19 protein-coding genes are annotated in these 23,971 nt (G+C 67.8%); 18 read left to right on the forward strand and 1 reads right to left on the reverse strand.

Annotated features, from left to right (window positions below; genetic code table 11):
• Positions 1-81: 81 nt before the first annotated feature.
• Positions 82-1,755: an O-linked N-acetylglucosamine transferase, SPINDLY family protein gene (locus N7L95_RS20400; protein WP_301257077.1), complete on the reverse strand. Its 1,674-nt coding sequence runs from the start codon at positions 1,753-1,755 to the stop codon at positions 82-84.
• 117 nt (positions 1,756-1,872) lie between these two features.
• Here N7L95_RS20400 and N7L95_RS20405 point away from each other — a divergent pair, with 117 nt between their 5' ends.
• From N7L95_RS20405 to N7L95_RS20490, 18 genes are all read left to right on the forward strand, one after another.
• Complete coding sequence (locus N7L95_RS20405) at positions 1,873-2,346, forward strand: HIT family protein (RefSeq protein WP_301257078.1); 474 nt, start codon at positions 1,873-1,875, stop codon at positions 2,344-2,346.
• Positions 2,347-2,511: 165 nt separating this feature from the next.
• Complete coding sequence (locus N7L95_RS20410; RefSeq protein ID WP_301257079.1) at positions 2,512-6,330, forward strand: two-partner secretion domain-containing protein; 3,819 nt, start codon at positions 2,512-2,514, stop codon at positions 6,328-6,330.
• Positions 6,317-7,714: a FecR family protein gene (locus N7L95_RS20415; protein WP_301257080.1), complete on the forward strand. Its 1,398-nt coding sequence runs from the start codon at positions 6,317-6,319 to the stop codon at positions 7,712-7,714. The genes N7L95_RS20410 and N7L95_RS20415 overlap by 14 nt, the downstream gene beginning before the upstream one ends.
• A 32-nt stretch (positions 7,715-7,746) precedes the next feature.
• Positions 7,747-9,390, forward strand: coding sequence for a ShlB/FhaC/HecB family hemolysin secretion/activation protein (locus tag N7L95_RS20420; RefSeq protein WP_301257081.1), 1,644 nt, complete (start codon positions 7,747-7,749; stop codon positions 9,388-9,390).
• Positions 9,391-9,423: 33 nt separating this feature from the next.
• Complete coding sequence (locus tag N7L95_RS20425) at positions 9,424-9,840, forward strand: gamma-butyrobetaine hydroxylase family protein (protein ID WP_301257082.1); 417 nt, start codon at positions 9,424-9,426, stop codon at positions 9,838-9,840.
• A gap of 135 nt (positions 9,841-9,975) precedes the next feature.
• Entirely contained in the window at positions 9,976-10,707 is a 732-nt protein-coding gene (gene ubiE, locus N7L95_RS20430; RefSeq protein ID WP_301257083.1) for a bifunctional demethylmenaquinone methyltransferase/2-methoxy-6-polyprenyl-1,4-benzoquinol methylase UbiE, read from the forward strand.
• 52 nt (positions 10,708-10,759) lie between these two features.
• Positions 10,760-11,734, forward strand: coding sequence for a Tim44 domain-containing protein (locus tag N7L95_RS20435; RefSeq protein ID WP_301257084.1), 975 nt, complete (start codon positions 10,760-10,762; stop codon positions 11,732-11,734).
• A 339-nt stretch (positions 11,735-12,073) separates the two neighbouring features.
• Positions 12,074-13,024: an EpsD family peptidyl-prolyl cis-trans isomerase gene (locus tag N7L95_RS20440; RefSeq protein WP_301257085.1), complete on the forward strand. Its 951-nt coding sequence runs from the start codon at positions 12,074-12,076 to the stop codon at positions 13,022-13,024.
• Positions 13,021-13,833, forward strand: coding sequence for a polysaccharide export protein EpsE (epsE, locus tag N7L95_RS20445; RefSeq protein ID WP_301257086.1), 813 nt, complete (start codon positions 13,021-13,023; stop codon positions 13,831-13,833). The genes N7L95_RS20440 and epsE overlap by 4 nt, the downstream gene beginning before the upstream one ends.
• Before the next feature lie 13 nt (positions 13,834-13,846).
• Positions 13,847-15,268, forward strand: a complete 1,422-nt coding sequence (epsF, locus tag N7L95_RS20450; RefSeq protein ID WP_301260202.1) for a chain length determinant protein EpsF — start codon at positions 13,847-13,849, stop codon at positions 15,266-15,268.
• Positions 15,269-15,271: 3 nt separating this feature from the next.
• Entirely contained in the window at positions 15,272-16,192 is a 921-nt protein-coding gene (locus tag N7L95_RS20455; RefSeq protein ID WP_301257087.1) for a polysaccharide biosynthesis tyrosine autokinase, read from the forward strand.
• 1 nt (position 16,193) lies between these two features.
• Positions 16,194-17,069: an exosortase B gene (gene xrtB, locus N7L95_RS20460; protein ID WP_301257088.1), complete on the forward strand. Its 876-nt coding sequence runs from the start codon at positions 16,194-16,196 to the stop codon at positions 17,067-17,069.
• A complete protein-coding gene (epsI, locus tag N7L95_RS20465; protein WP_301257089.1) occupies positions 17,066-17,749 on the forward strand; it encodes an exosortase-associated protein EpsI, B-type in 684 nt (227 codons plus the stop codon). The genes xrtB and epsI overlap by 4 nt, the downstream gene beginning before the upstream one ends.
• A 44-nt stretch (positions 17,750-17,793) precedes the next feature.
• Positions 17,794-18,915, forward strand: a complete 1,122-nt coding sequence (gene gmd / locus N7L95_RS20470; RefSeq protein WP_301257090.1) for a GDP-mannose 4,6-dehydratase — start codon at positions 17,794-17,796, stop codon at positions 18,913-18,915.
• Between the two features lie 10 nt (positions 18,916-18,925).
• Positions 18,926-19,900 (forward strand): GDP-L-fucose synthase family protein, encoded by a 975-nt coding sequence (locus N7L95_RS20475; RefSeq protein WP_301257091.1) that lies wholly within the window; start codon positions 18,926-18,928, stop codon positions 19,898-19,900.
• Positions 19,901-19,945: 45 nt separating this feature from the next.
• Entirely contained in the window at positions 19,946-21,451 is a 1,506-nt protein-coding gene (locus N7L95_RS20480) for a lipopolysaccharide biosynthesis protein (RefSeq protein WP_301257092.1), read from the forward strand.
• An 83-nt stretch (positions 21,452-21,534) separates the two neighbouring features.
• On the forward strand, positions 21,535-22,698 hold the full coding sequence (locus tag N7L95_RS20485) for a glycosyltransferase (protein WP_301257093.1): 1,164 nt from the start codon (positions 21,535-21,537) through the stop codon (positions 22,696-22,698).
• On the forward strand, positions 22,695-23,879 hold the full coding sequence (locus N7L95_RS20490) for a hypothetical protein (protein WP_301257094.1): 1,185 nt from the start codon (positions 22,695-22,697) through the stop codon (positions 23,877-23,879). Before N7L95_RS20485 ends, N7L95_RS20490 begins: the two co-directional genes overlap by 4 nt.
• Positions 23,880-23,971: the final 92 nt, after the last annotated feature.

Consider the following 23,971-nt stretch of genomic DNA (forward strand, 5'->3'; position numbering starts at 1 on the left):
TTTTCATTGTTGGACCGGCCTGGCGCGCGCTTGGTCGTCGGGTCTGGCGCGGGCATGAGCGAATCGCCCGTTCCACGCCTGTCATTCCGGCCGCACGCTGAACGACTGTGGTGGCAGTCCCTGGCAATGGCGCAGCCAGGCGCGCCGGAAGGCCTGCTCCCACCAGCGCGCCTGCAGGGCGGGGTTGCGGGCGGCGCCGGGGCGGGTGCCGTCCGGCTGGTGCTCGCGCAGCGTCTGCCGCCACCGTTCGCGCAGCGCCGGGTCGGCCGCCCATCGGGCCACCAGGTCGACATAGGCGCGTGGCGTGTCGACGCAGGCCTCGCCCAGTCCCATCGCGTCCAGGATCGCGTGGCCAATGCGCCCGGCCGGGCCGCTGCCGCGCAGCGACACGGCCGGCAGTCCTTGCGAGAGCGCCTCCAGCAGGGTGGTGTGGCCGCCCATCGGCGTGGCGTCGAGGAAGAGGTCGGCCTGGCCGAGCCGCGCCATGTGTTCCGGCCAGTCCACCGTCTGGCACACCACCTGGCGTTCCGGGCCGATGCCGCGCTGCGCCATCGCTGCCTGCCAGGCAGCCTCCGGGTGCGGCCGCACGCGCACACGCCACAGCACGGCATCGGGGCAGCGGTGCAGCACCGCCGCCCACAGGTCGGCGCATTCGGGCGACCACTTGTAGTTCTGGTGGGTGGCGGCCAGCACCAGCTTGCCGTCCGGCAGGCCCAGCTCGGCCCGGCTCGGACGCTGCGGGCGCTGCTCCATCAGTTCGCCCAGCACGAAGGTGGTGGCCGGCAGCTCGATCAGCGCCTCGTCCCAGTGGTGGCGCACGTCGGGCGGCACGGTCAGCGGGTCGCAGGCGGTGTAGTCGACCAGGCCTCGGCCGTGCGGGTAGTAGGAGGCCAGTCCGTTGATCGCAATCGGCACCGGGCGCCAGGGCAGCACCTCGGCAATCGGTGTTTCCTGGAAGCTGCCCAGCACCCAGAGGATGTCGAAGCGCTCGGCGCGCAGTTGCTCGGCGATGTCGGCGGCGTCCAGCCCGGGCCAGTCGCGCCAGTCGTCGCACAGGCTGCGCATGTCCTCGGTGTAGCGGTCCTGGCGCGCGTCGAGGTAGACGCCGGTCAGGTGCAGCTGGCGGCGGTCGAGCCGGGCCACCAGGTCACGATGCAGGTAGTAGGTGGGATGGCGGCGCCATTCGCCTGACAGCAGCGCGATGCGCAGGCGCCGCGTGGCCTCGCCCGGAGGCGGCGGGGGCAGCGGCGCCGGCCGGGCGGCCGGGCGGTAATCGTCGGCGAAGCGGCGTGACAGTGCGGCGATGAGGGCATCCTCGCGGCCGAAGGAGAAGGCGTCGAACACCAGCGAGCGGTGCAGCGGCACGCCGGCCCGCTGGCCGGCGATGGTCTGCAGGGCGGCCGTGAAGGCGGGCCGGTACTCCCAGCGGCCCTGGCGCATCGCGAAGGCGCACAGCAGGGCCTGGATCTGGTGGGCGTCCCAGCCAATGGCGAGCACCTCGGACAGCGCCCGGTCGATCTGCGGGTGGGCGAGCAGGGCATGCCGTTCCTCGGCAGCGATGTAGCGCACCGTCTCGGTGGAGGCGCGCAGCTCGCCAATGGCAGCCAGCGTGCAGCCATAGCCGAACCAGATGGAAGGCGTCACCTGCTCGGGCGGCAGGGCATCGAGCACCGCCTCGAACAGCCGGCAGGCCGACTGGAAGTCCGCGCCCGCCAGGGCCTGGCGGGCGAGGGCGAGCGCCTCGGCCGCCGTCATCGGCGGCTCCCTGCGGGGGCGGCCCCGCGTGCGCCGCGATAATGCGGGCCGTCGCGCCGGGCAAGGCCGGGCGCACGCCGCAACCGGCGGGCCCGGCTCGAAAACTGGAAGAACACCATGGCAAACGAGATGCAGGACAAGGCGCGGCCGGCGGCCGGGCACGACAGCAGCGATTGTGAACTGTGCCGCTCGCCGGGCGGGCTGCTGGTGCTGCAGCAGCCCCGCTGGCGCGTCATCCGCGCCGAGGACCGCGACTTCCCGGCCTTCTGGCGCGTCATCTGGAACGAGCACCGCGCCGAACTGAGCGATCTCGGCGCCGACGAGCGTCGGGAATGCCTGGAGGCCGTGGCTGCCGTCGAGACGGTGGTGCGCCGTTGCCTGGCACCGACCAAGGTCAACCTGGCGGCGCTGGGCAACATGGTGCCTCACCTGCACTGGCACGTGATCGCCCGCTTCGACTGGGACAGCCACTTCCCCCAGCCCATTTGGGGCCAGAGGCAACGCGAGGTCGCTGGCGGTGCGCTGCCGCGCCTGGCCCGCCCGCTGGCCGAGGTGGACGAGGCGATCCGGCAGGCGCTTGTCCCCCATTGAGGGGGGCCTCCCCGAAATCCCTGACACAAGGGTTGGAGGCGGCGTGCTTCGGTGATGTAATCCCAGGGCTTTGCGCGGCGGCCCCGGGGTAGGGGTCGTCATGGCCGCGCGCCGCTGGTTCCCGCCTTCGCCGGGACGCGGAGGGAGAGCTCAATGACCGCACGTATGTCGTTTACCAAGGTGCCCCGGGTTGTCGTGCCCGCCGGCGCCGGCACACCACCGTCCCTGCCTGCTGCGCGGCGCACGCCGCGGTCGGCCCGGCGTTTCGCGGCACAGCCGCTGGTGGCGGCGCTCGCGCTTGGCTTTGCGGCACCGGTGCTGCACGCGCTGCCGCAGGGGGCACAGGTGGTGCACGGGCAGGCGCAGGTGAGCCAGCAGGGCTCGCACCTGCACATCGCCAATACGCCGGGTGCCATCATCAACTGGCAGAGCTTCGGCATCGACCGCGGACAGAGCGTCTACTTCCAGCAGCAGAGCGCGGCCAGCGCGGTGCTCAACCGGGTCACCGGTGGCAAGGCCAGCGAGATCCTCGGGTCGCTCGGCTCCAACGGCCGGGTGTTCCTCGTCAACAGCGCGGGCGTGGTGTTCGGCCGCGGTGCGGTCATCGACACGGCGGGCTTCACCGCCTCCACCCTGAACATCAGCGACGCTGACTGGAAGGCGGGCAAGATCCGCCTGCAGGCCGACGGCGTGCCCGGCGGCATCGCCATCACCGGCGTCGTGCAGGCCCACGGCGACGTCTACCTGGTGGCCCCTCACATCACCAACGAAGGTGCCCTCAAGGTCGAGAACGGCCATGCCGTGCTGGCCGCGGGCCAGTCGGTGACCATCACCGGTCGCGGCCTGGAAGGCGTGCAGCTGGAAGTCGCCAACGCCAGCGACACCGTGCTCAACCTCGGCTCCGTCGAGGCGGGCGCCGTCGGCATGTTTGCCGGCACGCTGAAGCACCGCGGCAGCGTGCAGGCCAATGCCGTCGAGACCGTCGACGGCCAGGTCTGGCTGAAGGCCAGGGACAGCGTCGAGGTGAGCGGCAGCGTGACGGCCCGCCGTGGCGAGCATGGTGGACAGATCGTGGTCACCGGCCCGCGCACCGACCTGCAGGACGGCGCGCTGCTCGACGCCTCCGGCACCCGTGGTGGTGGCGAGGTGCTGGTGGGCGGCGGCTGGCAGGGCAAGGACAGCCGGGTCGAGAACGCCCAGACCACCCGCGTCCGCCGCGGCGCCACCCTGAAGGCCGACGCCATCGAGGTCGGCGATGGCGGCACGGTGGTGGTGTGGTCCCAGGGACAGACCGCTGCCCATGGTGCGATCAGCGCGCGCGGCGGCGCGCAAGGCGGCAATGGCGGCAAGGTCGAGACCTCCGGCAAGACGCTCAGCCGCAGCGGCCTGCCGGACGTGTCCGCGCCGAAGGGCCAGGGCGGTACCTGGCTGCTCGATCCGGAGGCGGTGGTGATCCGCGCCGGTGGCAACTCCACCTCGACGCTCTCGGACGGCAGCATCCCGATCGACGAGAACCCGGGCGGCACCACCGTCGTCTACGAGGACGAGATCGAGCGCTTCGGCAGTTTCGGCAGCACGCTGAGCATCGAAGCCACCCGTGCCATCGCCACCGAAGGCTGGGGCGGCGAAGGCGAGCTGTCGCTCAATTCCGGCGTGTCGCTCTACCTGCGCACGACCGACGGCAGCTGTGCCGCCGGGCTGGCCTGCGGCATCGACCTGGCCACCGACGGGCCGTCGCGTGTCCTCACCAACAGCTTCGTCTCCGGTTCCACCTACCTGGGCAACATCACGCTGATCGCCGGCGACGATGGCGACACCAGCCGCGGGCCGCAGCTGGCCACGCTGAAGTTGAACGACCTCAGCAGCGACGGCGGCGACGTCCAGCTGCAGGCGGTGGGCGCCATTTCGGCCAGCAGCGTGCAAACCCGCTCCGGCGACGTCGAGGGCGGCTTCGGCCCGGCGGGTGTCCTGCATGTGCAGACCTCGTCGCCGACCGGCCACGTGAGCCTGGGCTACTTCGACGGCAATGTCTGGGGCACGGTGGGCGGCGACCTCACGCTCACGGCCTCGAACCTGGTCGGTCTGGGGGCCGAGGTGCAGGGCAGCGGCAGCGTGGTGGTCCGCGGCCTGGAGGTCGCTGGCAAGCTGGAAGTCGACGGCCAGGAGAACCACGGCGTTGCCCTGGTCGGTGCGGTGCAGGCGGGGGGCGAGGCTCGCTTGATCGGCCTCAACTCCTTCGAGATCGCCCGCAGCGCCGAAGGCCTGCCGGGCGACGGCAGCCTGCAGGCTGACCAGGTGAGCTTCATCAACAACTTCTCCCGGACCGTGGTGCTGAACGCCGACACGCATGCGGTCCGGCCGGATGGAGAAGGGGTGCTGCAGCTCAATTCCGACGAGCTGGCCCGTATCACGGCCAAGACGCTTGTGATCGACAACCACAGCGGCGGTGGCGATGCTGCACCGGGCGACATCCGCATCGAAGGCGCCTCTGCGTCCACCTTCGTCGACCTGGACGACGGCGGCCGCATTGGCCGTGTCGAACTGCTGAGCGCCGGCAGGATCCTCAACCAGGGCGGGTACATCGGCGCCCGCGACCTGCGCCTGGAGGCGGGCTCGATCGAACTCTTCAGCACCCAGAACCGCATCGACAACGTCAGTTTCACTGCCGCGGCCAACGGCTTCCATGACGGCCGGGTCGCCATCGGCAGTGGCACCACGATGCGGGTGGCCGGTGGCACCGCCAACGGCGGCGAGACCGAGGGCGGCGGCTCGATCGAGCTCAACAGCGGCACCGACGTGGTGGTGGACGGCGCGGTCTCCGGCCGCCGCATCGACGTCGGCAGCGGCCGCAACATCCTCAACGGCAGCTCCGGCCAGGGCAGCCTGCACGCCTACGAGGGCGGTGCCGGCTCGGTGCAGCTGCGGGCGAGCAACAGCATCGGTGGCATCGGTGCGGGCCAGGCCATCACGGTGCGGCTCGATTCCGACGCGGACGACCAGATCAAGGCCACCACCCTCCTGGGCGGCGACTTCGGCCTGCGGCTCGAAGGCGCGGGACGCTCGGCACACGTCGACTTCACACCGGTCAGCGAGGGCTCTGACAGCACCTTCTCTCGCGGCGTGCTGATCGCCACCGACACGCTGACCATCGACCGGTCGCTTGGCGGCTACCAGTCGCTGGGCCTGCAGTCCGAGAAGAGCGACCTGCGCGTGAGCACCGGCGCCCAGGTGCAGGCGGGTGACGTCTCGCTCAAGGCGGCGCGCGACGTGATCATCGGCGCCGATGTGCCGGAGCCGGTGCTGCTGCGCGAAACGCTGCGCGCGGTGGCCGCCGTCCCGACGAACGGCACCAGCGTCCTCGCCGACCAGGCGCTGAGCATCGAGGCTGGCCGCGACGTGACGGTGCACGGGCGTGATATCGGCGCCCGCGTCGAAGGCACGCAAAGCCTGAACATCCAGGCCGGTGGCCAGGTGCTCGTCGAGGGGCAGGGCGCCGCCGCCCATGTCGAAAGCGCCAGCATGACCATCAACGCCGCCAGCCTGACGCTCAGGGGCGGCGCCGGGGACGGCGCCTATGCCGCCATCCGCTATGGCAACGCGCTGACCCTCAACATGCCGCAAGGCGGCGGGGCGGTGCGGTTCGAACGCGGTACGGGCGCGGACGCCGATGCGGTCGTCTACCCCTCTGCCAGCCAGAACGCGCCGGTGCTCAACAACGTGCAGTGCGACGACAGCTGCAACCGCGACTACGGTAGCGAGGATCCGCTGAGCAACGGTGTCACCAACCGCGGCTTTGCCCTGATGGAGGCGCCACCCCCGCCGCCGCCTCCGCCGCCGCCCCCCCCCCCGCCCTCGGGCCTTCCGGGCAACGACGGCAGCCAGGTGGACATGCCGGTGCTGCAGGTGCTGGTGGCCCTGCAGCGGGTCTTGGAGCCGGAGCATTTCGGCAAGGTCGCCGTGGAGGCTGAGAATGTCTGTCGTTGATTTCCTCGCGGCCTCCGCCGCGGCTCCCCGGCGCTGGGCGCGCGGGCTCGCCTGCGCACTGCTGGTGGCGGGGCTTGGCACGCCGGCGCTGGCCCAGCAACGGGTCGGCGAGGTCGATTTCGCCCGGGGCGTCGGCTTTGCCCAGCTGCAAGGCCAAGCGCCCCGCACGCTAGGCAAGGGCCTGCCACTGAACGAGGGCGACCGCCTGAGCACCGGTGCCGCCTCGTTCGCCATCGTGCGGCTGCAGGACGGCACCCGCATGACCCTGCGGCCCAACTCCGACCTCGTGCTGCGCACCTACCGCTACCGCGAGAACGCCAGCGACAACTCGATGGTGATGCAGCTCTTCCGCGGCGGCTTCCGCGCCGTCACGGGACTCATCAACAAGAACGCGCCCTCGGCGGCCAGCGTGCAGACGGCCACCGCCACCATCGGCATCCGCGGCACCGACTTCGATGCGCGGCTGTGCGCCAACGACTGCCGCGAGGAATCGTCCCGCGTGTCGCAGCCCACCCGGCCCAATGCGGTGCAGGCAAGCGCCAAGCTCGCGGTGTTGAAGGGCGATGTCTTCGCCGCTGACGGCAGCGGCAACCGCCGCCGCCTGTCCATCGGCGGCGCCGTCTACCCGGGCGACCTGGTGGAGACCGGCAGCAGCGCCTTTGCGCTGCTGGCCTTCCGCGACCAGAGCCGCACCGCGCTGGGCTCCAACAGCCGCCTGAAGATCGAGAACTTTGTCTTCGATCCGAAAACGCCGTCCGAGGGTTCCTTCCTGGTGCGCCTGGCCCGCGGCTCGATGCGCGCGCTCACCGGCGTCATCGGCAAGGCCAACCCGAGCCGGGTCGGCATCGCCACCGCCACGGCCACCATCGGCATCCGCGGCACCGGCTTCGACCTGACCTGCACCGGCCCTTGCGCCGAAGAGGCCGGCAAGCCGGGCAGCGGCTTCACGCTCTACACCTGGGAGGGCACGGTGGCCGTGGCGCCGGGCGGCACTGGCGAGGAACTGGTGCCCCAGGGCCAGGGCCTGTTCGTCGGCGCCGACGGCGTGAAGCGGGTCGATGCCGCGCCAGCGGTCGACGCGCCGCGTCCCGACGAGGTGCAGGTCGACTTCGAGGCCCTGTTCGGCAGCGCGCCGATCGGCGCCGATCCGGAAGGCCTGTACGTCTATGTGCGCGACGGCCATGTCGAAATCCAGACCGGCACCGAGGTGCTGCACCTCGGCCGCGGCGAGGCCGGCTACGCCACGCCGGCCGGCGACACCACCCGCCCGAGCGCGCTGCCGCTGTTCATCGAGTTCGACCGCACGCCGATGCCGGACGTCGAGAACCCGGCCCTGTACAGCCTGCTGAGCGATCTGCTGCCCGGCACCGAGGTGTGCCGTTGAAGCGGCCCTGCCATCCCGAGGGGGACGTATTGATGAAACTCACATCCCGACGCGCTGTCCAGCCCCGCCAGGCAGCCGTGGCCGCTGCGATGCTGGCCGTTGCTGCGGCAGCGTCCGCCCAGGCGCCCGGCGGCGCCATGCCGGCGCCCCAGCCGGAGGCGGTCTTCTCGATCAAGGGCTTTGCGATCAGCGGCGACAACCCGCTGGGCAGCGGCGAGACGAGTGCGGTGCTGGCGCCGTTCCTGCGGTCGGATGCCACGCTGGAAGTGCTGCAGCGGGCCACCGCGGCGCTGGAGAAGGCGCTGCAGGATCGCGGCTACTCGCTCTACCGGGTGGTGCTGCCACCGCAGGCCCTGAGCGACACCGTGACCCTCAATGTCGTGCGCTTCTCGATCGGCAAGGTGCAACTGCAGGGCAACGGCCCGCATTTCGACGACAGCAACGTGCGCGCGGCCCTGCCGGAGCTGCGCGAAGGCGAGTCGCCCAATCTGCGCCGGCTGGCGCGCGAGACCGCGGTCGCCAACGAAAACCCGTCTCGCCAGCTGGTGGTGTCGCTCAAGCAGGTGCCAGAGGACGAGAGCATTCAGGCCACCGTGCGGGTGACCGAAAAGGCGCCCTGGTCGGCCGGCGTGGTCTGGAACAACAACGGCACGCATGAGACCGGCCGCGACCGCCTGTCGCTGGCGGCCAGCTACAACAACCTGTTCAACCGCGACCACGTCCTGGGGGTGGCCTACACCACCTCGCTGGACCGGCCTTCGCACGTGAAGCAGATCGGGCTGACTTACCGCGCGCCGCTCTACGCGCTGGGCGGTGTGCTGTTCGCCAGCTTCTCCGATTCCGACGTCATTGGCACCTTCGGTGTCACCGGCAGCGGCACCGAGTACGGCATATTCAAGAGCACCGCCGCGGGCCGCACCGCCAAGATCGGCTATGCCCACTATTTCGTGGCCGACGGCGGCTTCCGCTCGTATGCCACCGTGGCCTGGGAAGACAAGCTCTACAAGGGCACCACGGTCGACGGCGTGCCGCTGAACCGGGACCGGCGCTCGCGGCCGCTGACGCTGTCCTACCTGGGCATGCGGGAAGCCGAGCGGCAACGCACTGCCTACAACGCCGAACTGGCCGTCAACGTCACCACAGGCGGCGCCAACCGGGTCGCCGACTACCGGACCGAGAACGCCGACATCGATTCCGTGCGCTGGAAAGCCGTGCGTGGCGGTGCCTCGGTGCTGCGTGAGCTGCCGGGCGGCTGGCAAGTGCTGGGTCGGGTGCAGGGCCAGTGGAGTCCCGACCTGCTCATCGCTGGCGAAGGCTTCGGCCTGGGTGGCGTCGGCTCCGTCCGCGGCGTGCCGGACCGTGTGCTGTACGGTGACTCCGGGCTCTCCGGCACGCTGGAGGCGTTTTCTCCCCAGTGGGTGCCCGGCTTGCGTGCGTCGGCGTTTGTCGATGCGGGTGCAATCCGCAGCCATGTCACCGACCGGCCCGAGCGCCGCCGCAAGGACCGTCTGGCGAGCGTTGGCATGGGGCTGCGCTATGCTCACACCAGCGGCGCCAGCCTGAGCGCGGACTACGGATACGTGGTGACCGGCAGCCGGGCCGACAGCACTGAAAACCCGTCGGTGCCCGAAAAGGGCGACGACAAGTTCCACGTCAGCGTTTCCTACACCTTCTGACCCGAGCGGCCCGCCGAGCGCGGGCCGTCCCTTATGGCCGGCCTCGACAAGAACACTCCCACGCCCACCTCGATCACCGTGCACCAGGCGTCGCGCGTGCTCGAGATCGGTTTTTCCGATGGCGCCAGCTTCCGCATTCCCTTCGAGTTGATGCGGGTCTGCTCGCCGTCGGCCGAAGTGCAGGGGCACGGGCCAGGGCAGGAAGTGCTGCAGACCGGCAAGCGGGAGGTGCTGGTGACGGCACTGGAGCCGATCGGCAACTACGCCGTCCGTCCGGTCTTCAGCGACGGCCACGACTCCGGCCTGTTCTCCTGGGACTACCTTTACCGTCTGGGCGCCGAGCAAGACCGTTTCTGGGCCGACTACCAGGCCCGCCTGGCAGCCGCCGGCCTGGACCGCGACGCGCCCATGGCCGGCAAGGCCGGCCCTGGCTGCGCCAGCGGGCACTGAAGCCCCAGGCTGCCGCCTCAGGGCAGCCGGTGTCGGTTTTTCCCCTCATCCCGTCCTCGAATTGCAGTGCCTGGCCCCAGCCCTCGGTGAGGTTGTGGCAAAAAGCAGCAAGGGCACATCTAAGATCACTTGACCATGAGCAGCACCCATTTCGGATATCAGACCGTCGACGAGTCGGAAAAAGCCAAGCGCGTGCGCGGCGTGTTCGACTCGGTCGCCTCCAAGTACGACTTGATGAACGACCTGATGTCCATGGGTCTGCACCGCGCATGGAAGACCTACACCATCAGCGCCTCGGGCGTGCGCGAGGGCCACCGGGTGCTCGACATTGCCGGCGGCACCGGCGACCTGGCAGCGGCCTTCGCCAAGCGGGTGGGTGCCAGCGGCTGCGTGGTGCACACCGACATCAACGAGGCGATGCTGCGGGTCGGGCGTGATCGCCTGCTCGACAAGGGCGTCGTGCTGCCCACTTCCATCTGCGACGCCGAGACCCTGCCCTTCGCATCGAACAGCTTCGACATCGTCAGCGTGGCTTTCGGCCTGCGCAACATGACGCACAAGGACAAGGCGCTTGCCGAGATGTGCCGGGTGCTGAAACAGGGTGGCAAGCTGCTCGTGCTCGAGTTCTCCAAGGTGGCCCAGCCGCTCGAGAAGGCCTACGACTGGTATTCGTTCAATGTGCTGCCGCGACTCGGCCAGTGGATCGCGGGCGACGCCGATAGCTATCGCTACCTGGCCGAGTCCATCCGCATGCATCCGGGCCAGCAGGAGCTGAAGGCCATGATGAAGGCGGCCGGCTTCGGTCATGTCGATGTTCACAATCTCAGCGCAGGGGTGGTGGCACTGCACGTGGGCATCAAGTGTTGAGGGCCGCTGGGGACCGGGGCCGCGGCCGGCCTTGCAGTAGGAGCCTGGTGCCGTGAAGACGCTGTCGAAATTGCTTGCGGTGGGCCTTGCCGGCGTGCTTCTGAGCGGCGCGGTCCCTGTCGCTGCGAAGCAGCTCGGCGAGGCGGCGGTGGCCACGCTGGCTCGCACCGGCCGTCCCACCGCCGCAGGGCCGGCGGCGGTGTTCGGCGCGCGCGGCGGCGGTGACCGCTCCCCCTCCACCCCGGTGGCCGGTGCGGCCGAAGCCCCTGCGGAAGCCTTCGACCTTGCACCCCAGTCGGCCTCTTTGCGTCCTGCCTTGCTTGGCAGCGTGGCTGCCAGCCTGGGCCTCACGGCCCTGTTCGGCGGGCTCGGGCTGGGCCCCGAAGCGAGCGGCTGGATGAGTGGCGGCGTCCTGGTGTTGTTGCTCGCTTCGCTGTTCTGGCTGATCTGGCGGTTGCTGCGCCGGTGGCTGCCGGGTGGCGGCGGCCGCTTTGCCTTTCCGGCCCCCGCCGCAGGGCGCCAGCGGCCTTCACGTTCGTCCTTCGCCAGCAGCCAGTACGAAGCGGCCGCGCTGGCGCCGGAGTCCAGCGTGCACTACGGTGCCGGCGGCATCGACGAGATCGCCTCGCGCACCGGCGAGTTTCGCTGGGGAGTGCCTGCCGGCTTCGATGCGACCGGTTTTTTGCAGTCGGCAAAGAGTAACTTTGTGCTGTTGCAGGAAGCATGGGACCGGGCGGACCTCGGTGCTCTGCGCGCCCTGATGACGGACGAAATGCTTGTCCACATCAGGCTTCAGTTACAAGAACGCGGCGACCAGCCGAATCGAACCGATGTGGTCACGCTTCAGGCCGAGCTGCTGGGGGTCGAGGACATCGGCGCCACCTTCCTGGCCAACGTGGAGTTCTCCGGAATGATCCGGGAAGAAATCACTTCCGGTGCTGCGCCGTTTCGCGAAGTGTGGTGCCTCACTAAGCCGAAGGATGGCTCTTCGGGCTGGCTGCTGGCCGGCGTCCAGGCACTCCAATAGCTAGCAGGCGCCGGCCGGCGCGCCGCTGCAGTCTGGTCGGCCACAGCCGTCGTGCCTGTCGTGGCGCCGCCGCACTGCGTCCCCCTTAAGCTGGGTGTTTTCACAGTTGTGAGACTTTTTGTTTCCACCAGGCCCCTTAACCAGGGGTTACCTTGCACAGAAGAGCCCCCGGTACACTCGGCTTCGCTTTGCGGTCCTGGGAACTGACTGCAGGGTTTGATCGTCCACGCAATAGTGGAAATCCTGGTCAAGCAAACCTTGACAAGCATTCATTGCCCAACAGGGCAGGGAGCAGTTTCGAAGATGAGCACCATGCGTCGTCCAGTCGCAGTTACGGCCATGCGCAGCATCGCCGTCGCATCCGCCGTGATCGTTTCGCTTCTCGTTGCTGGCTGCGGCGAGGACAAGGACAAGCCGGCAAGCCAGGTGGCGGCCAAGGTCAACAAGGCCGAGATCTCGGTGCATCAGATCAATCACATGCTGCAGCGCCAGCCTGGCCTGAAGCCCGAGCAGGCTGAAGCCGCGAGCCGGACGATCCTGGAGCGCCTGATCGAGCAGCAGCTGGCGGTGCAGAAGGCCGAGGAGCTGAAGCTCGACCGCGACCCCCGCGTGGTGCAGGCGATGGACGCGGCCCGTCGCGAAATCCTGTCCCGCGTCTACCTGGAGCGGGTGGCTGAAGGCGCCTCCAAACCGTCGCCGGAAGAGGTCAAGTCCTACTACGACACCAAGCCGGCGCTGTTCAGCCAGCGGCGTGTCTACAACCTCCAGGAAATTGCGATCCAGGCCGACAAGAGCCAGCTGCCGGTGCTGCAGGAGCAGCTCAAGAACGCCAAGTCCACCGGCGAATTCATCGAATACCTGAAGGCCAACAACATCAAGTTCGGTGTCAACCAGGCGGCCCGTGCCGCCGAGCAACTGCCGCTGAGCATGCTCGACGCCTTCCACAAGATGAAAGATGGCCAGGCCATGATGGTGCCCACCGAGACCGGCATGCAGGCCATCGTCCTTGTCGCTTCGCGAGAAGTGCCGGTGGACGAAGTGCGCGCCCGGCCGGCCATCGAGCAGTTCATCCTCAACGACCGCAAGCGCAAGGTGGTCGAGGACGAGATCAAGTCCTTGCGTCAGACCGCTGAGATCCAGTACGTCGGCAAGTTCGCGGAAGGTGCGCCAGCCAAGGGTGCGGCCGCTCCGGAAGTGGCCGCCGCCTCCGCCCCGGCCCCGGCCGGATCCGCCGCAGCGGCTGACAACGACGCCGCTGCCATCAGCAAAGGTTTGTCTGGACTCAAATGATGCTTGTGCTTATTCGTCAATGGTTTGCTGCGCTGTTCCTGACTCTGCTGGCCGGGGGGGCGCTCGCGCAGTCGGCCAACACCCGTGAGTACGTCATCGGTGCCGGTGACGTGATCCGCGTCAACGTGTTCCAGAGCCCGGACCTCAGCATCGAGACCCGGGTGTCGGAAACCGGTGCCGTGACCTACCCGCTGCTGGGCCAGGTGCAGATTGGCGGCCTCACCGTCGTGCAGGCCGAGAAGCGCATTGCCGACGGCCTGCGCAGCGGCAACTACGTGAAGCAGCCGCAGGTCTCCATCCTGCTGGTGCAGGTGCGTGGCAACCAGGCTTCGGTGCTGGGCCAGGTGAACCGCCCGGGTCGTTACCCGCTCGAAATGGCCAACACCAAGCTGAGCGACCTGCTGGCCATGGCCGGCGGCGTGGCGGGCACCGGTGCCGACACCATCGTGGTCAGCGGCATGCGCGGCGGCAAGCCCTTCCGCAGCGAAATTGACCTGCCTTCGATCTTCGTGTCCGGCAAGAGCAGCGACGACATCGTCATCCTGAATGGCGATGTGGTGTATGTCGATCGCATGCCCACCGTCTACATCTACGGCGAAGTGCAACGCCCGGGCGCGCTGCGCCTGGAACGCAACATGTCCGTGATGCAGGCGCTGGCCACCGGCGGCGGCCTGACCCAGCGCGGCACTGAAAAGGGCCTGCGGGTGCACCGCCGTGGCGCGGACGGCCGTGTTCAGGTGATCCAGCCGACAATGGAAGACATCCTGCGCGACGGCGACGTCGTCTACGTGCGCGAGAGCTTGTTCTAAGAAGGGTGACGTGATGTCTGTGGGTCAGTTCTTCTCCATTCTTCTGGCGCGCTGGAAAGTCGTCCTCGGCGTGTTCCTGCTCATCGTCTGCACCGCGCTTGGCGTTTCCTTTGCCTTGCCGAAACAGTACGAGGCGACCTCTACGGTGGTGGTGAATGTCGGCTCGCCCGACCCGGTCGCCGGCATGATCCTGCCCGGGTCGCCCAACATGCTCCTGACGCAGATGGAGATCGTGCGCAGCGAACGGGTGGCTCAGCGGGTGGTGCGTAACCTGCGCATGACGGAGAACCCCGCAACCCGTGAACAATGGCGGGAGGCCACTGGCGGCGTCGGAACGATCGAAGGCTGGCTCGCCGGTGCGCTGCTGCGCAACCTTGAAGTCAAGCCGGCCGGCCAGTCCAACATCATGACGGTGAGCTACGAGTCCGTGGACCCGAAGTTCTCGACCATGATGACGAACGCTTTCGTGAAGGCCTACATCGACACCAACCTCGACCTGCGGGTGGAGCCGGCCAAGCAGTACTCCTCCTTCTTCGACGACCGCGCCAAGCACCTGCGCGAGCAGCTGGAGAAAGCCCAGAGCCGCCTGTCCGAATACCAGAAGGAACACGGGCTGGTGGCGACGGATGAGCGCCTGGACGTCGAGGCAGCGCGCCTGCAGGAGCTGTCCTCGCAGCTGGTGCAGATCCAGGCCCAGGCCTCGGACAGCAGCAGCCGCGAAGCTCAGGCCAATACGACCGCCAACATCAGCGAGGTGCTGCTGAACCCGCTGATTTCAGGCCTCAAGGCTGACCTGAACCGCCAGGAGGCGCGCCTGCAGGAGTTGAACTCTCGCTATGGTGCCAACCACCCGCAGGTGGTCGAGGCACAGGCGAGCATCAACACCCTGCGCAGCCGCATCGAGGCGGAAACCCGCCGCGTGACCAGCGGCGTGTCGGTCAACAACAACATCAACCGCCAGCGAGAAGCGGAAGTCCGGGCAGCACTCGAGGCCCAGCGCACCAAGCTGCTCAAGATGCGTGAGCAGCGTGACGCTGCCACCGTACTGGTGAACGACGTTGCCAACGCACAGCGGGCCTATGACGCGGTGCTGGCCCGGCTCAACCAGACCAGCCTTGAAAGCCACACGACCCAGACCAACGCATCGGTGCTGAGCGAGGCTGTCGAGCCGACCTCGGCCAGCTTCCCCAAGATCCCGCTGATCATGGTGCTCGCCGTTGGTGTCGGCATGGTGCTGGCCATCGCGACCGCCTTCCTGCTCGAGCTGATCGACCGCCGCATGCGCTCCTTCGAGGATGTGGTCCAACTGCTGGGCCTGCCGGTGCTCGGCGTGGTGCCCAAGCCGCTGCGGCGGGGCCTGCTGTCCCGCCAGCGTGGCAACACGATGATTCCGGGACGTGTTCTCGGCCAACTGCCTCGCCCGAAGGGAACCTGAGACATGGCGATCTTTCGTGACGCCAATGCGGCGCCGCACCTGCATCCGGTGCCCAATTCGGTCGAGGACTCCAAACCGTCTTCGGCGGTGCACGACCGGCCGATCGGCGACATCATTCGCCGCAAGAAGAACCTGTCCCCCGACCAGGTGGACCAGGTGCTGCAGTTCCAGCGCGAGAAGGGCGTTCGCTTCGGCGAGGCGGCCGTCGCCCTGGGCCTGGCGAGTGACGACGACGTCATGTTCGCGCTGTCGCAGCAGTTCCACTACCCGTATGCGCCCGACCAGCGGCGTGAACTGGGTTCGGAGCTGATCACCGCGACGCAGCCCTTCTCGCACCAGGCCGAGGCCTTCCGTGCCATCCGCAGTCAGCTGATGATGCGGCTCTTCACGAACGAGGAGCCGCGCCGGGCCTTGGCGGTGGTGAGTCCCGACTCGGGCGACGGCAAGACCTTCTTCTCGTCCAACCTGGCGGTGGTGCTCTCGCAGCTGGGTGGCCGCACCCTGCTGGTGGATGCCGACCTGCGCGGCCCGCGCCAGCATGAGGTCTTCGAGCTGGACACCTCGTCCGGCCTGTCCGGCATCCTCTCGGGCCGGGCTGAGACGAACGTGATCAAGCATGTGCCCAACCTGCCCAGCCTGTTCGTGCTGCCGGTGGGCATCACGCCGCCCAATCCGCTCGAGCTGGTGGAGCGTCCGGCCTTCGGCCTGCTCATCCGGGAGCTGTTGAACAAGTTCGACCATGTGATCGTCGACACGCCGGCGGCCGTCTACGGCTCCGACGCCACCGTCATCGCCGCGAAGTGCGGCGCTGCGCTGGTGGTGGCGCGCCAGGGCAAGTCCAAGGTGTCGCGCTTGCAGGACCTGGTGGCCACCCTGACCGGCAGCCCCGCCAAGCTCGCCGGCGTGATCATGAACGAGCACTGACATGCAGACGACCATGCCCGTGACCGCCGCACCCCGGCCCTGGCTGGCAGTGGCCATTCCACTGCTCGCCGCGCTGCTGGTGCTCTACGTTCCGACCTTCATCGATTTGTCGCGCACCATCTGGAAGAGCGAGGAACAGGGGCATGGCCCGCTGATCCTCGCGGTGTCGCTGTGGATCTTCTGGCAGAAGCGAGACGAGTTTGTCGCTGCCATGCAGGACGGCACGCGCTCGGTGTTGGCATGGGTTTTGCTGATCTTTGGCTTGCTGCTGTACGTGCTGGGGCGCTCCCAGCAGATCATCCTGTTCGAGGTTGGCTCGCAGATTCCGCTGCTGGCCGGCGGCGGGGCGATTCTGTTCGGCTGGCGCGCCATGCGGACGGTGGCCTTCCCGCTGCTGTTCCTTGTCTTCATGGTGCCCTTGCCGGCGGCCGTCATCGATTCGCTCACCGGCCCGCTGAAGCGCACGGTGTCGGTGGTGGCCGAGACCGTCCTCTACGAGCTGGGTTACCCCATCGCGCGCAGCGGCGTCGTGCTCACCATCGGCCAATACCAGCTGCTGGTCGCTGATGCTTGTTCGGGTCTCAACAGCATGTTCAGTCTTTCCGCGCTCGGCCTGCTTTACGTCTACCTGATGAAGCACGGGCGTGCCTGGCGCAACCTGGCGATCGTCGCCAGCATCCTGCCGATCGCCTTCATCGCCAATTCAGTGCGCGTGATGATTCTGGTGCTGGTGACGTACCACCTGGGCGACGAGGCCGGGCAGGGCTTCATCCACGGCGCGGCGGGCATGGTGCTGTTCGTGATCGCGCTGGCTTTGCTGTTCTGCTTCGACGGCCTGCTGGGCTTGTTCGACCGCAAGAAGAGGGCGACCCCATGAAGATGCAAGTCCGTGTCTGGTTGGTGGCCGGCCTGATGCTGCTGGCCGCTGCAATGGCGGTGGTGGCACGGCCCACCATCAAGATGGCGGAAACCGGCAACCGGGTGAACCTGGAAACGCTGTTCCCGAAACAGTTCGGCGACTGGCGGATCGATGACCGCATTCCCGTGATCCTGCCGGCGCCGGACGTACAGGCCCAGCTCGACAAGATCTACAGCCAGGTGCTTGCCCGCACGTACGTCAACAGCCGTGGCGACCGGGTGATGCTGTCGGTCGCCTATGGTGGCGACCAGTCCGACGGCATGCAGGTGCACCGTCCCGAGATTTGCTATCCAGCGCAGGGCTTCCAGGTGCTTTCCCAGCATGGCGACCAGCTGCAGTTGGGCGAGCGCTCGCTGCCGGTGCAGAAGCTCTCCACCCGCCTGGGCAATCGCAATGAACCGCTCATGTACTGGGTGGTGGTGGGTGGCCAGGTCGTCAAGTCCAATACGCAGCAAAAGCTGGTGCAGCTCGGCTACGGGCTGCGTGGGCGCGTGCCGGACGGCATGCTGGTGCGTGTTTCCAGCATCGATACCGATCTCGACCGTGCCTACTCGGTGCAAAGCGCCTTCGTGCGCGACATCCAGTCGGCCATCGGCAAAGAACATCAATCTCGCGTTTTCGGCGCGGCTCCCGTCTGAGCCAGCGCGACCGAGCTTTCTCACCCCTCAACGACCATAGCAAGATGACTCAAAAGAAAGTTGCCCTCATCACTGGGGTTACCGGCCAGGATGGCGCCTACCTGTCCGAGTTCCTCCTGAAGAAGGGCTACGAGGTACACGGCATCAAGCGCCGCACCTCGCTGTTCAACACCGACCGGATCGACCACCTGTACCAGGATCCGCACGTTGACAACCGCAACTTCATCCTGCACTACGGGGACCTGACCGATTCCACCAGCCTGCTGCGCATCGTGCAGAAGGTGCAGCCGGACGAGATCTACAACCTGGCAGCACAAAGCCATGTGGCGGTAAGCTTCGAAGAGCCCGAGTACACCGCGAATGCCGACGGCATCGGCGCACTGCGCCTGCTGGAGGCCATCCGCATCCTGGGCCTGGAGAAGAAGACGCGCTTCTACCAGGCGTCCACCTCCGAGCTGTACGGTCTGGTGCAGGAAATCCCCCAGAAGGAAACCACGCCTTTCTATCCGCGCAGCCCCTATGCGGTGGCCAAGCTGTATGCCTACTGGATCACGGTGAACTACCGCGAGGCCTACGGCATGTATGCCTGCAACGGCGTGCTGTTCAACCACGAGAGCCCGGTGCGTGGCGAGACCTTCGTGACCCGCAAGATCACCCGTGCCATCGCACGCGTGGCGCTCGGCCTGCAAGACTGCCTCTACCTCGGCAACATGAGCGCCCTGCGCGACTGGGGCCACGCACGTGACTATGTCGAGATGCAATGGATGATGCTGCAGCAGCAGCAAGCCGAGGATTTCGTGATCGCCACCGGCGTGCAGTACAGCGTGCGCCAGTTCGTCGAGCGTGCGGCCAAGGAGCTGGGCATCACCGTCAAGTTCGAAGGCGAGGGCGAACGTGAAGTCGGCATCGTCACCAAGGTCGAGGGTGACCGCGCCAAGTGCAAGGTGGGCGACGTGATCGTGCGCGTCGATCCGCGCTACTACCGTCCGACCGAGGTGGAAACGCTGCTGGGCGACCCGACCAAAGCCAAGGAGAAGCTGGGCTGGACCCCCACCACCACCTTCGAGGAACTGGTGCGCGAGATGATCGAGAGCGACTACACCGCCGCGCGCCGCGACTCGCTGGTGAAGATGGCCGGTTTCCAGGCCTACGACTACCACGAGTGAGGCGGCAGGCATGGAAGCCAACGCAAAGATCTTCGTGGCGGGCCACCGCGGGCTGGTGGGCTCGGCGCTGGTGCGCAACCTGCAGGCTCGCGGTCACCGCAACCTGCTGCTGCGCACGCATGCCGAGCTGGACTTGACCGACCAGCAGGCCACGCTGGCCTTCTTCGAGCGCGAGCGGCCGGAGTACGTTTTCCTGGCGGCCGCCAAAGTGGGCGGCATCGTTGCGAACGACACCTATCCCGCCGACTTCATTCGCGACAACCTGGCGATTCAGTTGAACGTCATCGAGGCGGCACGCCGCCACGGCGTGGCGCGCCTGATGTTCCTGGGCTCCAGCTGCATCTATCCCAAGCTCGCTCCGCAGCCGATGCGTGAGGACAGCCTGTTGACCGGCCCGCTGGAGCCGACCAACCGGGCCTATGCACTGGCCAAGATTGCTGGCGTGGAGATGTGCTGGAGCTACAACCGCCAGTACGGTACCAAGTACCTGGCAGTGATGCCGACCAATCTCTACGGTACCGGCGACAACTACGACCTGCACACCAGCCACGTCATTCCGGCGCTGATTCGCAAGTTCCACGAGGCGAAGCAGAGCGGGGCCGGTACCGTCACTGTCTGGGGCACCGGCACGCCGCGGCGCGAGTTCCTGTTCAGCGACGACATGGCGGACGCTTGCGTGTTCCTGATGAACCTGCCGGCCGAGCGTTATGACACGCTCCTGGGCAGTGACGAGTCCAAGACCGGTGTCTTCGATCCCCCGCTGGTGAACATCGGTGTGGGCGAGGACGTCACGATCAAGGAACTCGCCGAAACGGTCCGCGAGGTGGTCGGCTTCCAGGGCGAAATCGTGTTCGATACCTCCAAGCCCGACGGCACGCCGCGCAAGCTGATGGATGTGTCGCGCCTGCAGGCGCTGGGCTGGAGCGCGCGCACCTCGCTGCGTGAAGGGTTGGTCGCCGCCTACCAGGCCTTCAAGGCAGTCTGAGCACTGCGATGCCGATGTCCCGTCGCTGTCTACAGGGTCAGGCACGTGCTCGCCGCTGACAATTCCAACCTCGCACAACGCAGCTTCGCCGCCGTCCTCTGGAACTATGCCGGCGCGGCCTGCCGCGCGCTGGCCCAGATCGGCGTGCAGATCGTGCTGGCCCGCTTGCTGGGCCCGCAGGTCTATGGCCAGTTCGCGGTCGTGCTGGTGGTATTGGGCTTTGGCTGGTTCCTGGCCGAGAGCGGCATGGGCACCGCCCTGGTGCAGATGAAGGACCTCACCGAGGACGCGGTGCGGCAGGCCCTCGGTGGCGTCATCGTGCAGGGCAGCGTCATCGCGCTGGCCGTCGTGCTGGCCGCGCCCATGCTGGCCGGCTTGTTCGGCGATCCGGCGCTGTCGGGGCCCTTCATGGCCTGTGGCCCGCTGATCCTGCTGCAGGCGCTGGGCAACATCTCGGCCAGCCTGATGCGCCGAGGTTTTGACATGAAGCGCTTCCAGCTGATCCAGCTGGCGGCCTATGTCGTCTGCTACGGCCTGATCGCCATCGGCCTGGCCATGGCGGGGTGGGGCGTCTGGAGCCTGGTGGTCGCCTTTGCCTGCCAGAGCGTTGCGGTCCTGATCGCGACGTACTCCATCGTCCGCCATCCGCTGAAGCCGCTGTTTGGCATGGACCCGTCTCTGCGCAAGTTCGGTGTGCAAGTGCTGGTCAGCACGTTGGCCGGCTGGTGCATCGACAACCTGGACCGTGCGGTGGTCGGTCGCCTCTGGGGCGTGTCGTCCCTGGGCGCCTACTCGGCGGCGCAGAACCTGGCTCGTGGACCGGCCACGCTGCTCAGCCATTCCGTGCAGTCGGTCACCCTGGCCACCGCCTCGCGTGTACAGGGCGACCCGGAACGGCTGTGCCGGGCCTTCTGCTCCATCACCGGTGGGCTGGCCTTGGCCATGTTGCCGGCCTTCGCCTTGTTGTACTCGGTGGCCGACACGCTCATCATGGTGCTCTACGGTGCGCGCTGGACCGAGGCGGTGCCCATTTTCCGGGCCTTCGCGGTGGCCATGCCGCTGCACGTACTGAGCGCAGTGGCGGGGTCCTTCTTGTGGGCCACCGGGGCAGTGAGCAAGGAAATGGTGGCGCAGCTGCTGGTCGCCTCGGTGCTGCTGCTGTGTCTGGGCCTGGCGTCGTTGCTGGGCGAGCCGCTCGCCGTGGCGGCCTGGGGCGTGCCCCTCGCATACGGGCTGCGTTGCGTGTTGAACTACTCCCTGGTGGCGCGCAGCATCAGGCTGCCAATGCGTCGCCTGGCGCGCGCCATGCTGGGCGGCGTGGTGCTGGCGGGTGCCGGTTTGCTGGTGTGGCAGGCGAGCGCCTGGCCGGCCTGGGTGCATGACTCGATCGTCGTCACGGTGGCACGCCTTGCCCTGGCCGGCCTGGCCGTGCTGGCGGTGCTCACCTTGTCGCGTGGCGCCTTGCTGCCGCCTGACCTGCGGGCGGCCCTCGGCGAGCGGCTGAAGCACAGCGGCGTGGGCCGCGTGGCCGGGCGGGTACTTGGCCTCTGACATCCACAGGATCCTCCGGAAGACATGATGCGCAAGGTGAAGGGCAAGACAGCAGGCTGTGCCGGTGTTGGAAAGGCCGCAGCATGAGCACGCCGACCAACGAGGTCGTGCTGGTGTCGCACGGCTTCCAATCGCACTACGAACAGGGCTTCGCCAACGGCCTGGCCGAGAACGGCTTGCCGGTGACCCTGCTCGGATCGGACTCGACGCTGGCGTCGCGCCTGCATCCCGGGGTGACCTTGCTCAACATCCGCGGCTCGCAGGACTCGCGCCGGCCGGTATGGCGCAAGGCGCGCGACATGGCGCTGTACCACCTGCGCCTGCTCGCCACCGTGTGGCAGCGCCGCCGCTCGACCGTCATGATCATCGGCATGCTGGGCCCGGAGTGGCTGGTCGGCGTGCTGGAAGGCTTTCTGCTGCGCCTGATTTGCGCCCGCCTGACGCTCACGGTGCACAACATCCTGCCGCACAACCGGCACACCGCGATGATGAAGCTGGTGTACTGGATCATCTACCGCATCCCGCACCGACTCATCGTGCACACCGAAGCGACTCGCCAGGCCTTGGTGCAGCAGTTCGACGTATCGGCCGATCGCGTGATCGTGATGGAGCACGGCCTCAACGATTCGGTGGAACACCTGCCACTCAGCAAGGCCGAGGCGAAAGCTGCGCTGGGGACCGATCCGCAGCGGGTCGCGGTGCTCTCGTTCGGCTACATCTCCGAGTTCAAGGGAACCGACCTGCTGCTGTCGGCCATCGAACAGCGCGACGACCTGACCCTCATCGTGGCCGGCCGCATCGGCCCCGGCGAGTACGGCGACGCGATCCGGCGTCGCCTCGAAGCGCTGAAGGCGACCGGCCGGCTCGTGTGGTTCGACGGATTTGTCGACGAGGCCACCATTGCACGGGCCTTCGCTGCAGCCGATGCCACCATGCTGCCCTACCGTCATATCGACCAGAGCGGCGTGCTGCTGCTGTCGTTGTCGCTCGGTGTGCCGGTCATCGCGACGCAGATCGGTGGTTTTGCCGAGACGGTGGAGCCTCGCAATGGCATGTTCATTCGTGAGCCGAGCGTCGAGGCGGTGAACGAGGCGCTGGACCAGTTCCTGGCTCAGCCCAGTCGCTTCCCTCCGGCAGACGTGATGGCGACGGTGGATCACCTGGCGTGGCGCCGTACCGTGCACAGCGTGGTGCAGTGGCTGGGCGGCCGGGGCGGCGGCATCGGCGGCCTGAGGGTCAACACATGAAGCCGGCCTATCCGCGCTACGTCGATGCCAACACGCTACGGCCGCCGCTGATCACGGTGGAACTGCTGTTCGCCGTGTTCTGCATGGCGAGCTTCTGGATCTCGTTGACCTTGCCGCCGCTGCGCCATGTCACCTACCTGATCCCGCTGTGTGCGCTGATCCTGTGCCTGGCGCTGCGCAAGTTCGTCGTGCCGCCGCACCTGCTCAGCTATTGGCTGCTGGTGTGCGTGGGCATCATGCTGGCGCCGCTGTCGGGCCGCAACGGCTACCAGGACATCTACCTGATGCTCGTTGGCATCTCGCCCTTCCTGCTTGGCTACAGCTACCGCTTCACCTGGTGGCAGGCCTTCTGGGTGATGGCCTTCGGCTTGATCGTCTCGACGGTGGTGACCCGCCTGCTCGGCGTGGGCGGTGGCGAACTGACGCTGGACCTGGTGGGCTCGAAGTCGTCCTTCGAGTCGCCCTGGTGCTTTGCCTTCGGCGTGCTGAGCGTGTGGGCCATTGCCACCCGGCGGTGGAAGGAAGCGGCTGTCGGCATCCTGTTCACGGTGCTGACCCTCAAGCGCATTGCCCTGCTGGGGGTGCTGGTCTGCTTGATGCTGCAGCTGATGCCCAGGCGCCTGACCGACCTGCTGCTGCGGCCGATCCCGGTCTTGCTGTTCAATATCGCGGCACTGGCGGTGGCCGTGACCTATGCACAGGGGGGGCTGGACCAGCTCATCGGCGAGGTGATGGGCATGAGCGCCAACCAGGCTGGCATGGGCCGCAAGGAGCTTTACTACGCACCGGCCGTGCAGCTGACCGAGCACCTGGAGCGCTACGTCTTCATTGGGAGCGGTGCCGGCGCGGTCTACGACTTCCTGTCGGTCGGCTTCTTCGCAGGGCGAAAGCTGAATCTCCACAACGACCTGATGAAGATGGTGCTGGAGTACGGGGGGCTGACCTTCGTCGGCTTCATCTGGCTGGCGTTCCGCGCGCGCTCCTGGACGCTGCGTCTGTTCTGGGCCTATGCCAACGTGCTGCTGATCACCGACAACACGTTGATCTACTCGTACTACATCTTCTGTCTCGGCATGATGGCGATGAACGCCGAGGCCGACTCGCGTGAGCAGCAGCAGCGGCCGGTGCCCGCGCCGACACGGCAGCCGATGCGAACGCCGATACAGCCGGGACGGTTGTGAGCTGAAGGCGCTGCCCCGTCACGGGGTGGCGCCTCTCGGCGTGGACGTGGTGTCGGTCGCGCAGCCGTCGACCCTCGGTCTGGTGCAGCGAC

Origin of the sequence: Eleftheria terrae (genome assembly GCF_030419005.1) — a bacterium.
Lineage (GTDB): Bacteria > Pseudomonadota > Gammaproteobacteria > Burkholderiales > Burkholderiaceae_C > Caldimonas > Caldimonas terrae.

Excerpts from the sequence above, each read along its gene's own strand:
- ubiE (WP_301257083.1), top strand. The coding sequence starts at position 9,976 with ATGAGCAGCACCCATTTCGGATATCAGACCGTCGACGAGTCGGAAAAA.
- N7L95_RS20475 (WP_301257091.1), top strand. The coding sequence starts at position 18,926 with ATGGAAGCCAACGCAAAGATCTTCGTGGCGGGCCACCGCGGGCTGGTG.
- epsI (WP_301257089.1), top strand. The coding sequence starts at position 17,066 with ATGAAGATGCAAGTCCGTGTCTGGTTGGTGGCCGGCCTGATGCTGCTG.
- N7L95_RS20415 (WP_301257080.1), top strand. The coding sequence starts at position 6,317 with ATGTCTGTCGTTGATTTCCTCGCGGCCTCCGCCGCGGCTCCCCGGCGC.
- N7L95_RS20420 (WP_301257081.1), top strand. The coding sequence starts at position 7,747 with ATGAAACTCACATCCCGACGCGCTGTCCAGCCCCGCCAGGCAGCCGTG.
- N7L95_RS20425 (WP_301257082.1), top strand. The coding sequence starts at position 9,424 with ATGGCCGGCCTCGACAAGAACACTCCCACGCCCACCTCGATCACCGTG.
- N7L95_RS20440 (WP_301257085.1), top strand. The coding sequence starts at position 12,074 with ATGCGCAGCATCGCCGTCGCATCCGCCGTGATCGTTTCGCTTCTCGTT.
- N7L95_RS20405 (WP_301257078.1), top strand. The coding sequence starts at position 1,873 with ATGGCAAACGAGATGCAGGACAAGGCGCGGCCGGCGGCCGGGCACGAC.
- epsE (WP_301257086.1), top strand. The coding sequence starts at position 13,021 with ATGATGCTTGTGCTTATTCGTCAATGGTTTGCTGCGCTGTTCCTGACT.
- N7L95_RS20455 (WP_301257087.1), top strand. The coding sequence starts at position 15,272 with ATGGCGATCTTTCGTGACGCCAATGCGGCGCCGCACCTGCATCCGGTG.
- epsF (WP_301260202.1), top strand. The coding sequence starts at position 13,847 with ATGTCTGTGGGTCAGTTCTTCTCCATTCTTCTGGCGCGCTGGAAAGTC.
- N7L95_RS20400 (WP_301257077.1), bottom strand. The coding sequence starts at position 1,755 with ATGACGGCGGCCGAGGCGCTCGCCCTCGCCCGCCAGGCCCTGGCGGGC.
- gmd (WP_301257090.1), top strand. The coding sequence starts at position 17,794 with ATGACTCAAAAGAAAGTTGCCCTCATCACTGGGGTTACCGGCCAGGAT.
- N7L95_RS20490 (WP_301257094.1), top strand. The coding sequence starts at position 22,695 with ATGAAGCCGGCCTATCCGCGCTACGTCGATGCCAACACGCTACGGCCG.
- xrtB (WP_301257088.1), top strand. The coding sequence starts at position 16,194 with ATGCAGACGACCATGCCCGTGACCGCCGCACCCCGGCCCTGGCTGGCA.
- N7L95_RS20410 (WP_301257079.1), top strand. The coding sequence starts at position 2,512 with ATGTCGTTTACCAAGGTGCCCCGGGTTGTCGTGCCCGCCGGCGCCGGC.
- N7L95_RS20485 (WP_301257093.1), top strand. The coding sequence starts at position 21,535 with ATGAGCACGCCGACCAACGAGGTCGTGCTGGTGTCGCACGGCTTCCAA.